The following is an 11,873-nucleotide window of genomic DNA, read 5'->3' as shown; positions in this document are numbered from 1 at the left end:
CCACTGCCCCGTATCGGCCGCAGATCCCGGGAACGTAACGGCCGCAGACCCCGGGAACCCCGCGCGGGCCATTGTCGTTGCTTCCCGATACCGTCTCGGTAGCAGCGGACGTGCGGGGAGGCATGGTGGCGAAGGGTCCGGAAGTGGTCACATGCGGGGAGGCGATGCTCCTCCTGCTCGCCGAACCCGGGGTTCCGCTGGACCGGGCCGTGCATTTCCGCAGGTCGGTCGCGGGGGCCGAATCCAATGTGGCCGTGGGCCTCGCCCGGCTCGGCCACGGTGTGCGCTGGCTCGGCCGGGTCGGCGCCGACCCCGCGGGGGAGGCGGTGCTGCGCGAGCTGCGCGCCGACTGTGTGGACGTCGCCCACGCGATCGTGGACGACCACGCCCCCACGGGGCTGCTGATGCGGGACAGCCATGCGTACCGCGCCATCGATGTGCAGTACTACCGCATGGGCTCGGCCGCCTCCCGGCTGACGCCCGAGCAGATACGCCCCGAGGCCCTCGAAGGCGCCCAACTGCTGCATCTGTCCGGGATCACGCCGATGCTCTCGCCGACCGCGGCGGCCGCGAGCCGCCGCCTGGTGGAGCTGGCTCGTGAGGCCGGGGCCAAGGTGTCCTTCGATCCGAACGTACGGCACAAGCTGGGCGGCGCGGCGCAGTGGGCCCAGACGGCGGGCCCGTTGCTGCGCGACGCCGACATCGTCCTCGCGGGGGAGGAGGAGTTGGAGCTGCTCACCGCCCAACCCGCCGACGAGGCCGCGCGGGAGCTGCTGCGCGGCGGGGCCGACGAGGTCGTGATCAAGCGCACCGACCACTCCTCGACCGTCCTCACCGCGGACGGCGGCTGGGACCAGTCGCCGCACGCGGTGCCGGTCGTCGACCCGATCGGCGCCGGTGACGGCTTCGCGGCCGGCTATCTGTCGGCGCGGCTGCGCGGGCTGCACGAGGACCAGGCGCTCGCCGAGGCGGCGTGCGTGGCCGCCCTGGTCGTGCAGGCCGCCACCGATACGGACGGGCTGCCCACCGCCGCCGCGCGGGACCGGGCGCTCGCCGAGCTGTCCAAGGGCGGGGACGCGGTGTATCGCTGAACCGGCCGCGGCACCACGGCCCGCCCGCAGGGCCCGGAGGCCGCGCACATCACAACAACACAGAGCAGCACCGGTAAGACGGACAACCCAGATACCGATCCACCAAGCGCAGCACAGCACCGCGTATCGTCCACCGCACACCGAAACCGCCGCATATCCCGGAGGCAATCCGGGGCGGCATCGCCAGCAGCACCTGGGAGAGGAAGGCGGCGACCGCCGTGTACCGCTGGGAGATCACCCGGGCCGCGCTCGCGCAGCGCGTCCTCGCCATCGTCCGCAGCGACAGCTACGACCACGCCCACGCCACGGCGGACAGTCTGCTCTCCGCCGGGATCACCAGCCTGGAGATCTCGCTGACCACGCCCTTCGCCCTGGAGGCGGTCACCACCCTGATCCGGGAGGTCGGCGATGACGCGGTGATCGGCGCGGGCACGGTGCTCGATGGCGCCTCGGCCCGGATGGCGGTGGACGCGGGCGCCCGGTTCCTCGTCTCGCCGAGCCTGGACCCCGAGGTCATCCGCACCGGCCACCGCTACGGTCTGCCGGTCTTCCCCGGCGTGGCCACACCCACCGAGGCGGTGCGCGCGATGGAGTTGGGCGCGGACGCCCTGAAGCTCTTCCCCGCCTCCGCCTACGGGCCCAGATGGGTCAGCGATGTACGGGCCGCGCTGCCGCAGGCCGCCGTCGTCCCCACCGGCGGGGTGACCCTGGCCGAGGCTCCGGACTGGGTCGCGGCCGGGGCCGTCGCCTGCGGAATGGGCTCGGCGCTGTCCGAGGGCGACCGGGACACCGTGGGCAAGCGCGCCGCCGAACTGCTGGCCCGCCTCGCGGATGTGGCACCTCCGCTGGACTCGGCGCACGAGCCGTACTGACGTCCTGACGGCGGTACGCGACCCGTCCTGACGGCGGGAACGCGACGCGGCTCGTACGGACCGCCGCACGGCGTTCGTCCCGCGTATCCCATCCGGGGGTCAACGGCTTCCCGTGGGCCGGGACTTCTGCCACCCTGAGCGCGCTGTGATCATGCGGCTCGTAGCGGCCGCCCGCCCGCGCCCAGGAGGTGCCGTGAGACGTACCGTCACGCTGTCCGCCCTCGCCGCCGTACTCGCCGCCACCGCCGCCGGTTCGGCGCTGGCCGTCGGCACGACCTCGAAGCCCGAGCCGAAGGCCGAGTCGGCGCAGGCGAGCGCCGCCGGCCGCGCCCGGCAGCAGCGCGGCACCCTGCTGGACCGGGTGCCCGAGCGCGGGGTGCTGCGGGTGTGCACCACGGGCGACTACCGGCCCTTCAGCCATCGCGACTCCAAGTCCGGCGCCTACACCGGTATCGACATCAAGATGGCCGGGGACCTCGCCAAGAGCCTGGACGCGAAGCCGACATACGTGCCCACCACCTGGGCCACCCTGGTGGACGACCTCGCCGCCGGGCGCTGCGACGTGGGCATGGGCGGGGTGTCGGTGACGCTGGCCCGCGCCCGTAAGGCGTCCTTCAGCGAGCCGTACCTCACCGATGGCAAGACGCCGATCGTGCGCTGCGGGGACAAGGACAAGTACCGGACGCTGGAGGAGATCGACCAGCCCGGCGTACGAGTCGTGGTCAACCCGGGCGGCACCAATGAGCAGTTCGCCCGGGCCCATATCAAACAGGCCACCCTCACCGTCCATCCGGACAACACGACGATCTTCGACGAGATCATCGCGGGCCGTGCCGATGTGATGATGACGGACGCCAGCGAGACCCGCTATCAGTCCGCGATCCACCCGGAACTGTGCGCGGTCCACCCCGACGAGCCGTTCTCCTTCTCCGAGAAGGCGTATGTACTGCCGCGCGGCGACGCCCAGTTCAAGGAGTACGTCGATCAGTGGGTCCATCTGGCCACCCACGACGGTACGTACAAGAAGTACGAAAATGAGTGGATGAAGCGATGATGCGGCGGTGACGCGGCGGCGGACACGAGAGTGACAGGGCGGCTGAAAATCTGGGCATCCCCGTACGACTCTCGCGTCCGTCGCCCTTCCGGCGGGCCCGGAGCGGGAAGATGGCCTCATGAGTCCCGCCCAGCCCGCGCGCCGCCGCTCGGACGCCGTCGCCAACCGCGCCGCCCTCCTCGACGCGGCCGAGCGGGTTCTGCTCCGTGACGGGCCCGCCGTGCCACTGGACGTGGTGGCGCGCGAGGCCGGGGTCGGCATCGCCACGCTGTACCGGAACTTCGCCGACCGCGAGGAGCTGTACGCGGCCGTCGTCCACCGCTCCTACGAACTCGTGGCCGCCCTCGCCCAGGAGGCCGAGGACAGCGCGGCACCGCCGCTGGACGCGCTGGCCGGTTTTCTGCACGGGCTGCTCGCCGAACGGCACCATCTCGCCCTGCCGCTGCTCGGTGCCCCGGGCCCGCTCTTGGCGGATGAGGCCGACCCCCTCGGTTCGCGGATCTCCCGGTCGCTGGCCGCGGTCCTGAAGCGGGGTGTCGGCGACGGCTCGATCCGCCCCGACGCCACCGCCGCCGACCTCGTGGTCACCGGCGCGATGCTCGCTCACGCCCAACTCCCGCCCGACGCCTGGGGGCGCGCGGCCCGCCGTATCGCCGCGCTCGTCCTGGACGGTCTGCGCGCCCGCCCCGACACCGTCCCGCTGCCCGACGGGCTCACCGGGACCGAACTGGACCGGCTCATGACCCGTGGCGCGGGGGGAGCGGCGGCCCATTAGCCTCGCTCATAAGCCTCGCCCATTAGCCTGTCGAACACAGCGGGATGCGCATTTGCGCGAATCCGGGCGCGGCCCTCGTGCGGGTGCTACACGCTGACGGATGCCGGTTGTAATGCCCTGGACCGGTGACCGTTTCCTCGCCCCGGAGAGACGACATGAGCAGCCCCCTCAGCCACCCCCTCGTGCGGACCTTTCTGTCCTCGGTCGAGCGGCGGACCGCGGCGCTTCCCGCCGCGTGGCGGGAGGAGTTGCTGGAGGACCTGCGCGAGGAGATCGCGGCGGCGCTCGCGGACGACCTCGGCGAGGAGGCCGCTGGGGATGCCGCTGAGGATGCCGCTGGGGACGGCGATTCCGCGATCGGCGAGGAGCGGGTGCGGCAGGTGCTCGACTGGATCGGGACCCCGGAGGAGATCGCGGCGGACGCGCTGGCCGAGGAGTCCGGCGGCATCCCGCCCGAGCCGGAGGACGCCGGTGCCACCTGGGTGACGCTCGGCCTCGCGGTGCTGCCCGTACCGCTGTGCCTGGTCCCGGGCGTGGGCATACCCCTGGGGCTGGTCGCCGCCCTCGGCGCGCTCGTCCGGCTGTGGCGGTCCGCGCCCTGGGCCCGGCGCGAGAAGCGGCAGGCCACGCTGTTCGTCCTGTCGCCCCTGGCGACGGTGCCGGTCCTGGCGGTGGCGCTCTCCCTGGCGTTCGACGGGATCAGCGCCCCCTCGTTCGTGGGCTCCCTGTTGATAGCGCTCACCCTGCCGGTGGTCGGCGCCATACGGCTGGCCCGGTCCGCCGCCCAGCTGCGCGAGCAGGCGGGCGCGTGACGCAGGCGGGCGGCGGACCGGGGTGTCCGGCGGACCAGGCGGCGGAGCCGCATATCGATGCTGCGGGAAGGGGCGGGGAGGGGAACGGCCCGCGGCAGGCGTAACGATCCGCCGGACACCCCTTAGCGGGCGGCGTCCGCGAGCCGCAGCACCCGCACCCCGTACGGCGGCGGAACGACCGTGTCCGCCGCCGCGCCCTCCAGCGAGAGCAGCCGGACGCCGTCCGCGACCACCGTTTGACCGTCAGCTCCGCCCGCGCCTGGCTGACCGGCCGGACGAAGATCCGGCCGTCCTCGGGCACCAGCCGGTCCACCGCGACCCGGGTCCTCCACGGTGACCGGGCGTCGGACGCCCGCGTGGGCGGCGAGCGCGTCGTAGCGGGCGCTGGTGGCCTCGGGGTTGACGCGCGGGGTGACCGCCGCGATGTGCTCGACCGGACAGGTGCGGAAGACCACCGACCCCGCCCCGGTCCGGCGCAGCAGCAGCGTCGGGCGGCCGCGCCCGTCCACCGCGAGGATCTCGGCGCCGTCCGGTTCGGCCGAAGGTGCTGCTGGCCGATGAGCCGGTGTCGATGCTGGATGTGTCGATCCGGCTGGAGATCCTGGGGCTGCTGGACCGGCTGAAGGAGGAGCGGGGGCCGGCGCTGCTCTACGTCACCCACGATCTGGCCACCGCCCGGCACTTCTCGTCCGAGGTGATGGTGATGTACCGCGGCGAGATCGTCGAGCGCGGCCCCGGCGACGAGGTGATCCTGGCCCCGCGCCACCCCTGCACCCAGCTCCTGGCCGCCGCCGCGCCGAGCTCCGGGGCGAGCCGGGAGCAGGTGCGGGCCGCGCGGGCCGCGCGGGTGGCGCGGGTGGCGCGGGCGGCGCGGCTGGCGCGGCTGGCGGCGCGGGCGCGGCGGGACGCCGAGCGGCGCGAGGTGGTGGCCGGGGATGGCTGCCGCTTCCGGCCGCGCTGTCCGTTCGCGATGGACGCCGGTACGCGGCGCCCGCCCGAGGTCCAGGTCGGGCCGGGGCGCCGCTCCCGGTGCCGGCCGGGGGCGGACAGTGGTGGGCGGCCGTGGCCGTGACGGCTGACAGCGTTGTCGGCTCCAACTGATCACCTGTGCGTAGTTTGTCCTGACAACAGAACTTCACGACTTCCCGTCATGTGCTCATCCGGATACCCTCGGCCCGTGGCTATGGAGGAAGAAGACGCTTCGGGCGGGGCGGAGGCGCTCCAGCTCAGCGTCGATCGCAGCAGTCCGGTCCCGCTGTACTTCCAGCTGTCCCAGCAGCTCGAGGCGGCGATCGAGCAGGGGCGGCTGGCGCCCGGGAGCCTGCTGGGCAATGAGATCGAGCTGGCCGGGCGGCTCGGGCTGTCCCGCCCCACCGTCCGGCAGGCCATCTCGTCGCTGGTCGACAAGGGGCTGCTGGTGCGCCGCCGGGGCGTGGGCACCCAGGTCGTGCACAGCCAGGTCAAGCGCCCGCTGGAGCTGAGCAGCCTCTACGACGACCTGGAGGCGGCCGGTCAGCGCCCCGCGACCCAGGTGCTGCGGAACACCACTGAGCCCGCGACCGCCCAGGTCGCCGCCGCGCTCGGCGTCGCGGAGGGCGAAGAGGTGGTGCTGATCGAGCGGCTGCGGCTGGCGCACGGCGAGCCCATGGCCCATCTGCGCAACCACCTCCCGGTGGGGCTGCTCAAGCTGGACAGCGCCGAGCTGGAGGACACCGGGCTCTACCGGCTGATGCGCGCGGCCGGGATCACCCTGCACAGCGCCCGCCAGGCGGTCGGCGCCCGCGCGGCCAACGCCGAGGAGGGGGAGCAGCTCGGTGAGCCGGAGGGCGCGCCGCTGCTGACCATGGAGCGCACGACCTTCGACGACACCGGCCGGGCCGTGGAGTTCGGCTCCCACACCTACCGGGCCTCGCGCTACGCCTTCGAGTTCCAGCTGCTCGTACGCCCCTGAGCGCTGCCTCGCGCCTTGTGTCGCGCCCTTTGTCCTTGACGTGTCCCGCGTCCCCGGCTACAAGTCCTCAAGCCGTACGGGCGCCGGGCCCCCGCCCACCCCGGCAGCCCCGGCGATGACCGGTGACGGATACTTGGGCGGCGGCCGGGACCGATCATGCGGTGCCCGGCCGCGAAGGTGACAGCGGGACGAACTCACAGTGAGAAGGGCGGGCCTTCGTGGCGACGGTGCGGAGAGGGGCACGCGCGATGACCGCCGCCGTGCTCGCGGCGGTGCTGGGTACGGCGTTGGCGGGCTGCAGCGATACGGGCGGCAAGCGGGCCGAGGAGCGGGCCGCGCGGGAGGCGGCCGGCGGGGGACGCGCGGCGGTCAACACCCCGAAGTGGACCTTCGCGATGGTCACCCACTCCGGAGACGGGGACACCTTCTGGGACATCGTCCAGAGCGGCGCCAAGCAGGCCGCGGTCAAGGACAACATCAAGTTCCTCTACGCCCACAACGAGGAGGGCAAGGAGCAGGCCCAGCTGGTCCAGTCCTACATCGACCAGAAGGTCGACGGCCTGATCGTCACCCTCGCCAAGCCCGACGCCATGAAGTCCGTGGTGAAGAAGGCCCGCAAGGCCGGGATACCGGTGATCACCGTCAACTCCGGCTCCGAGGTGTCCAAGGCGTTCGGCGCGCTCACCCACGTCGGCCAGGACGAGACCATCGCGGGCGAGGCCGTCGGCGACGAGCTCAACAAGCGGGGCCGCAAGAAGGCGCTGTGCGTGCTCCACGAGCAGGGCAACGTCGGCCATGAGCAGCGCTGCGACGGCGCGGCCAAGACCTTCGACGGCAAGATGGAGAAGATCTACGTCGAGGGCACCAACATGCCCGATGTGCAGTCCTCGATCGAGGCCAAGCTCCAGTCGGACAAGGGCATCGACACCGTGCTGACCCTCGGCGCGCCCTTCGCGGACACCGCCGCCAAGGCCGCCGACCAGGCGGGCAGCAAGGCCGAGATCGACACCTTCGACCTCAACGCCAAGGTCGCCGCCGCGCTCCAGGACGGCACGCTCGGCTTCGCCGTGGACCAGCAGCCGTATCTCCAGGGCTATGAGGCCGTGGATCTGCTGTGGCTCAACCGCTACAACGCCGATGTGCTCGGTGGCGGCAGGCCGGTGCTCACCGGTCCGCAGATCATCACCAAGGACGACGCCGCCGAGCTCGCGTCGTACACGAAGCGGGGGACCCGATGAGCGCGGAGGCACCGCCCGCCGAGGAGACGCTGTCGAGCCCGCGGCCGGTGCGCGGCTCGCTGCCGCGCCGGCTGGTGGGCCGTCCGGAGCTGGGCGCGGTCGTCGGCGCCGTCGCCGTCTTCGTCTTCTTCTCGGTCGTCGCCGACGCCTTCCTCCAGTGGTCCAGCTTCAGCACCGTGCTGTACGCCTCCTCGACCATCGGGATCATGGCGGTGCCGGTGGCGCTGCTGATGATCGGCGGGGAGTTCGATCTGTCGACCGGGGTCCTGGTGACCAGCTCGGCGCTGATCTCCTCGATGTTCTCGTACCAGATGACGGCGAACGTGTGGGTCGGCGTCGGGGTGTCCCTGCTGGCCACCCTCGCGATCGGCTTCTTCAACGGCTATCTGCTGGTCCGCACCAATCTGCCGAGCTTCATCATCACGCTCGGCACCTTCCTGATCCTCCAGGGCTGCAATCTCGGCTTCACCAAGCTGATCAGCGACACCGTCTCCACCAAGAGCATCTCCGACATGGAGGGCTTCCCCTCCGCCCGTAAGGTCTTCGCCTCGCATCTGACCATCGGGGATGTCGAAGTGCAGATCACCGTGGTGTGGTGGTTCGCCCTGATCGCGCTCGCCACCTGGATCCTGCTGCGCACCCGCGCCGGGAACTGGATCTTCGCGGTGGGCGGCGCCAAGGAGGCGGCCCGCGCGGTCGGCGTGCCCGTGGAGCGCACCAAGATCGGCCTCTATCTGGGCGTCGCGCTGGCCGCCTGGATCTCCGGCCAGCATCTGCTGTTCAACTACGACGTCGTCCAGTCCGGCGAGGGCGTGGGCAATGAGCTGCTCTACATCATCGCGGCGGTCATCGGCGGCTGTCTGCTGACCGGCGGCTACGGCTCGGCGGTCGGCGCGGCCGTCGGCGCGTTCATCTTCGGCATGACCAACAAGGGCATCGTCTACGCGCAGTGGGGCGCCGACTGGTTCAAGTTCTTCCTCGGAGCGATGCTGCTGCTCGCCACGCTGCTCAACTGGTGGGTCCGCAAGCGGGCGGAGGAGAGCAAATGAGCGCGTCCCAGACATCCAAGGCATCTCAGACCTCTCCGGCACCCCGGGCGGCCCTGGTCGCGCTGAGCGAGATCAGCAAGTACTACGGCAACGTCAAGGCCCTGGACGGCGTCTCCCTCGAGGTGCACGCCGGGGAGATCACCTGCGTCCTCGGGGACAACGGTGCGGGCAAGTCCACCCTCATCAAGATCGTCGCCGGGCTGCACCAGCACGACGGCGGCACCCTCGCCATCGAGGGGGAGGAGACCCGGCTCGGCTCCCCGCGCGAGGCCCTCGACCGCGGGATCGCCACGGTCTACCAGGACCTCGCCGTGGTCCCGCTGATGCCGGTGTGGCGGAACTTCTTCCTGGGCTCGGAGATCCACAAGGGCCGCGGACCGCTCCGCCGCCTCGACGTGGAGGCGATGCGCACCACGACCCACCGCGAACTGCTGCGCATGGGCATCGATCTGCGCGACGTCGACCAGCCCATCGGCACCCTCTCCGGCGGCCAGCGCCAGTGCGTGGCCATCGCCCGCGCCGTCCACTTCGGTGCGAAGGTGCTCATCCTGGACGAGCCCACGGCGGCGCTGGGCGTCAAGCAGTCCGGGGTCGTGCTCAAGTACGTCGCGGCCGCCCGGGACGCGGGCCTCGGCGTGGTCCTCATCACCCACAACCCGCACCACGCCTATCTCGTCGGCGACCGCTTCGTGCTGCTCAAGCGCGGTGCCATGGCGGGCAGCCACGCCAAGGACGAGATCGCCCTGGAGGAGCTCACCCGGCAGATGGCGGGCGGCAGCGAGCTGGAGCAGCTCAGCCATGAGCTGGCCCGCACCCCCGCCCCCGATCTGTCGGGAGGGGTCGCCAAGGGCTGAGAGGGGTCGCCAAGGGCTGACCGGCCGGGTCGTCGGCCGTGTTCCGGTGCTTCCTGGGGGCCGCGCGCCGTAGGCTCGTCATGCGGCATGAGGCACGGGTGAGGCACAATCGCACGGCGGGCCACACCCGCCACGACCGACGCACCCGAGGCCCCGCGGCCTCCCGAGACCCCCGCAGGGACGACGAACTCTTGCGAGCACGTACCCGCAGCGACCGCACCCCCCACACCGGCGAGGGGGCCGGCCGATGAGCATCTACCGCGAACGAGTGCACCGGGGCTCGGCCCGGGCCACCGTGCTGCGGACCGTCGGCACCCGCGAGCGCCGCTCGCATCTCAGCGCGCCCCGGGTGCCCACGGTCGGCATCGACATCGGTGGCACCAAGGTGATGGCCGGGGTCGTCGACGCCGACGGCAACATCCTCGAGAAGCTGCGCACCGAGACGCCGGACAAGTCGAAGAGCCCCAAGGTCGTCGAGGACACCATCACCGAGCTGGTGCTGGACCTCTCCGACCGGCACGATGTGCACGCCGTGGGCATCGGCGCCGCGGGCTGGGTGGACGCCGACCGCAACCGCGTGCTGTTCGCCCCGCATCTGTCCTGGCGCAATGAACCGCTGCGCGACCGGCTCGCGGAGCGGCTCGCCGTCCCGGTCCTGGTCGACAACGACGCCAACGCCGCCGCGTGGGCGGAGTGGCGGTTCGGCGCCGGACGCGACGAGGACCATCTCGTCATGATCACCCTCGGCACCGGGATCGGCGGCGCGATCCTGGAGGACGGCCAGGTCAAGCGCGGCAAGTACGGGGTCGCCGGGGAGTTCGGCCATATGCAGGTCGTCCCGGCCGGCCACCGTTGCCCCTGCGGCAACCGCGGCTGCTGGGAGCAGTACAGCTCCGGCAACGCCCTGGTCCGCGAGGCCCGTGAACTGGCCGCCGCCGAATCGCCGGTGGCGTACGGGATCAACGACCGGGTCGGCGGCAACATCCAGGAGATCACCGGGCCGCTGATCACCGAGCTGGCCCGCCAGGGCGACGCCATGTGCGTCGAACTGCTCCAGGACATCGGCCAGTGGCTCGGCGTCGGCATCGCCAATCTCGCGGCCGCCCTCGACCCCTCCTGCTTCGTCATCGGCGGAGGCGTCAGCGCCGCCGACGATCTGCTGATCGACCCCGCCCGGAACGCCTTCCGGCGCACCCTCACCGGCCGCGGCTACCGGCCGGAGGCCCGGATCGTCAAGGCGCAGCTGGGCCCCGAGGCCGGGATGGTCGGCGCCGCCGACCTCGCCCGGCTGGTCGCCCGCCGCTTCCGCCGCGCCAACCGCCGCCGCGTCGAGCGCTATGAGCGCGCCGGGTCCTCCTCCCCGCTGCGGCTGGCGCCGCGCGGCCAGGCAGGCCGCGAGTGACCGCCGCCGACCAGCGGCCCGGCGCCGCGATGCCCCCGGCCGACGGTATGCGCCCCGGCGGTCCCACACCGGGCGGCCCCACGTCCGGCGGGCCCATGCCCGGTGGCGGCCGTCCGCCCCGCCGCTGGCTCAAGGCCCTGGTCGTCTTCCTGCTGATCGCGATCCCGGCGGGCTATCTGGTGATCTCCGCCCTCCAGAGCCGCAACGGCGGTGAGGACAAGGCGGAGGCGGCGTCGGCCAAGGGCCTCAGCGCGGGCTACCCGACCCGGGTGCAGCGGCGCATATACGACGTGCCGGTGCCGCCGTACTCCAAGAAGGTCGCCTTCTACGAGACCAACTCCTGGAAGGTCAGCTCGCTGTACGTGCAGTTCGTCACGTCCCGCGATGGCCTCGACTCCTTCCTGACCAAGCTCGGCACCCGCCGCTCCGCCCTGGACGAGGGCGAGGTGACCATCACCAAAGGGCAGGCGCGGAAGGTCGGTTGGCAGGTCGGAGCACCCGGTCACGACTGGGCCGGGATGGTCATCAAGCGACAAGATCCGCAACCCAAGCTGAGGATCACGGTCAAGTTCGATAACCCGGCGCATCCGAAGGTTTACGTGGTCTCCACGGTCACGCCGTAAGGCCTTCACATCCTGGGTACATCGCGCCCGAAAACCCCGCCACCCGTGTCGGATACCGTTTTCGGGTGAGCGAGACGAAGACACTTCAGTACCGGACCGACGGCCCCGAGGACGGGCCCGTGCTCGTCCTCGGACCGTCGCTGGGCACCACC

At 72.1% G+C, this 11,873-nt stretch carries 13 protein-coding genes; 12 read left to right on the top strand and 1 reads right to left on the bottom strand.

The genetic code is table 11. The annotated features are described in order from the left end of the window. The first annotated feature begins 122 nt into the window (after window positions 1-122). The 5 genes from GWI24_RS30965 to GWI24_RS30945 all read left to right on the top strand — a co-directional run bounded on the left by GWI24_RS30965 (window position 123) and on the right by GWI24_RS30945 (window position 4,604). Window positions 123-1,091, top strand: a complete 969-nt coding sequence (locus GWI24_RS30965; RefSeq protein WP_210949192.1) for a sugar kinase — start codon at window positions 123-125, stop codon at window positions 1,089-1,091. 218 nt (window positions 1,092-1,309) lie between these two features. Next, window positions 1,310-1,963, top strand: a complete 654-nt coding sequence (locus GWI24_RS30960; protein WP_138916971.1) for a bifunctional 4-hydroxy-2-oxoglutarate aldolase/2-dehydro-3-deoxy-phosphogluconate aldolase — start codon at window positions 1,310-1,312, stop codon at window positions 1,961-1,963. 193 nt (window positions 1,964-2,156) lie between these two features. Then, window positions 2,157-3,017 (top strand): transporter substrate-binding domain-containing protein, encoded by an 861-nt coding sequence (locus GWI24_RS30955; RefSeq protein WP_210949190.1) that lies wholly within the window; start codon window positions 2,157-2,159, stop codon window positions 3,015-3,017. A 118-nt stretch (window positions 3,018-3,135) separates the two neighbouring features. Beyond that, window positions 3,136-3,792 carry a TetR/AcrR family transcriptional regulator gene (locus GWI24_RS30950; RefSeq protein ID WP_210949189.1) on the top strand — a complete coding sequence of 219 codons (657 nt, stop codon included), beginning with the start codon at window positions 3,136-3,138 and terminating at the stop codon, window positions 3,790-3,792. A 155-nt stretch (window positions 3,793-3,947) separates the two neighbouring features. Next, on the top strand, window positions 3,948-4,604 hold the full coding sequence (locus GWI24_RS30945) for a hypothetical protein (protein ID WP_210949187.1): 657 nt from the start codon (window positions 3,948-3,950) through the stop codon (window positions 4,602-4,604). A gap of 122 nt (window positions 4,605-4,726) precedes the next feature. On the opposite strand, the gene GWI24_RS30940 is transcribed toward GWI24_RS30945, so the two are convergent. Further along, window positions 4,727-5,113: a hypothetical protein gene (locus GWI24_RS30940; protein WP_247617104.1), complete on the bottom strand. Its 387-nt coding sequence runs from the start codon at window positions 5,111-5,113 to the stop codon at window positions 4,727-4,729. A 35-nt stretch (window positions 5,114-5,148) separates the two neighbouring features. On the opposite strand from GWI24_RS30940, the gene GWI24_RS30935 reads away from it, so the two are divergent. The 7 genes from GWI24_RS30935 (at window position 5,149) to GWI24_RS30905 (ending at window position 11,721) form a co-directional block, all read left to right on the top strand. Further along, window positions 5,149-5,676, top strand: coding sequence for an ABC transporter ATP-binding protein (locus tag GWI24_RS30935; protein ID WP_308344143.1), 528 nt, complete (start codon window positions 5,149-5,151; stop codon window positions 5,674-5,676). Window positions 5,677-5,787: 111 nt separating this feature from the next. Beyond that, window positions 5,788-6,555: a GntR family transcriptional regulator gene (locus GWI24_RS30930; RefSeq protein WP_210949208.1), complete on the top strand. Its 768-nt coding sequence runs from the start codon at window positions 5,788-5,790 to the stop codon at window positions 6,553-6,555. A 248-nt stretch (window positions 6,556-6,803) separates the two neighbouring features. Further along, window positions 6,804-7,793, top strand: a complete 990-nt coding sequence (locus GWI24_RS30925; protein ID WP_210949185.1) for a sugar ABC transporter substrate-binding protein — start codon at window positions 6,804-6,806, stop codon at window positions 7,791-7,793. Further along, window positions 7,790-8,842, top strand: a complete 1,053-nt coding sequence (locus GWI24_RS30920; RefSeq protein WP_210949184.1) for an ABC transporter permease — start codon at window positions 7,790-7,792, stop codon at window positions 8,840-8,842. Before GWI24_RS30925 ends, GWI24_RS30920 begins: the two co-directional genes overlap by 4 nt. Continuing rightward, window positions 8,839-9,696, top strand: coding sequence for an ATP-binding cassette domain-containing protein (locus tag GWI24_RS30915; protein WP_210949182.1), 858 nt, complete (start codon window positions 8,839-8,841; stop codon window positions 9,694-9,696). The genes GWI24_RS30920 and GWI24_RS30915 overlap by 4 nt, the downstream gene beginning before the upstream one ends. Before the next feature lie 247 nt (window positions 9,697-9,943). Next, complete coding sequence (locus GWI24_RS30910) at window positions 9,944-11,098, top strand: ROK family glucokinase (protein WP_210949180.1); 1,155 nt, start codon at window positions 9,944-9,946, stop codon at window positions 11,096-11,098. Further along, complete coding sequence (locus tag GWI24_RS30905) at window positions 11,095-11,721, top strand: hypothetical protein (RefSeq protein ID WP_308344142.1); 627 nt, start codon at window positions 11,095-11,097, stop codon at window positions 11,719-11,721. Before GWI24_RS30910 ends, GWI24_RS30905 begins: the two co-directional genes overlap by 4 nt. Window positions 11,722-11,873: the final 152 nt, after the last annotated feature.

The organism is Streptomyces sp. MK37H (assembly GCF_018035285.1).
GTDB lineage: Bacteria > Actinomycetota > Actinomycetes > Streptomycetales > Streptomycetaceae > Streptomyces > Streptomyces endocoffeicus.
The sequence above is the reverse complement of the archived record's forward strand: the minus strand, read 5'-3'. Positions and strand labels throughout refer to the sequence as shown.

Bases quoted from the DNA above. Each gene is read 5' to 3' on its own strand.
- GWI24_RS30950 (WP_210949189.1), top strand. From the start codon at position 3,136: ATGAGTCCCGCCCAGCCCGCGCGCCGCCGCTCGGACGCCGTCGCCAAC.
- GWI24_RS30920 (WP_210949184.1), top strand. From the start codon at position 7,790: ATGAGCGCGGAGGCACCGCCCGCCGAGGAGACGCTGTCGAGCCCGCGG.
- GWI24_RS30965 (WP_210949192.1), top strand. From the start codon at position 123: ATGGTGGCGAAGGGTCCGGAAGTGGTCACATGCGGGGAGGCGATGCTC.
- GWI24_RS30910 (WP_210949180.1), top strand. From the start codon at position 9,944: ATGAGCATCTACCGCGAACGAGTGCACCGGGGCTCGGCCCGGGCCACC.
- GWI24_RS30930 (WP_210949208.1), top strand. From the start codon at position 5,788: ATGGAGGAAGAAGACGCTTCGGGCGGGGCGGAGGCGCTCCAGCTCAGC.
- GWI24_RS30915 (WP_210949182.1), top strand. From the start codon at position 8,839: ATGAGCGCGTCCCAGACATCCAAGGCATCTCAGACCTCTCCGGCACCC.
- GWI24_RS30925 (WP_210949185.1), top strand. From the start codon at position 6,804: ATGACCGCCGCCGTGCTCGCGGCGGTGCTGGGTACGGCGTTGGCGGGC.
- GWI24_RS30945 (WP_210949187.1), top strand. From the start codon at position 3,948: ATGAGCAGCCCCCTCAGCCACCCCCTCGTGCGGACCTTTCTGTCCTCG.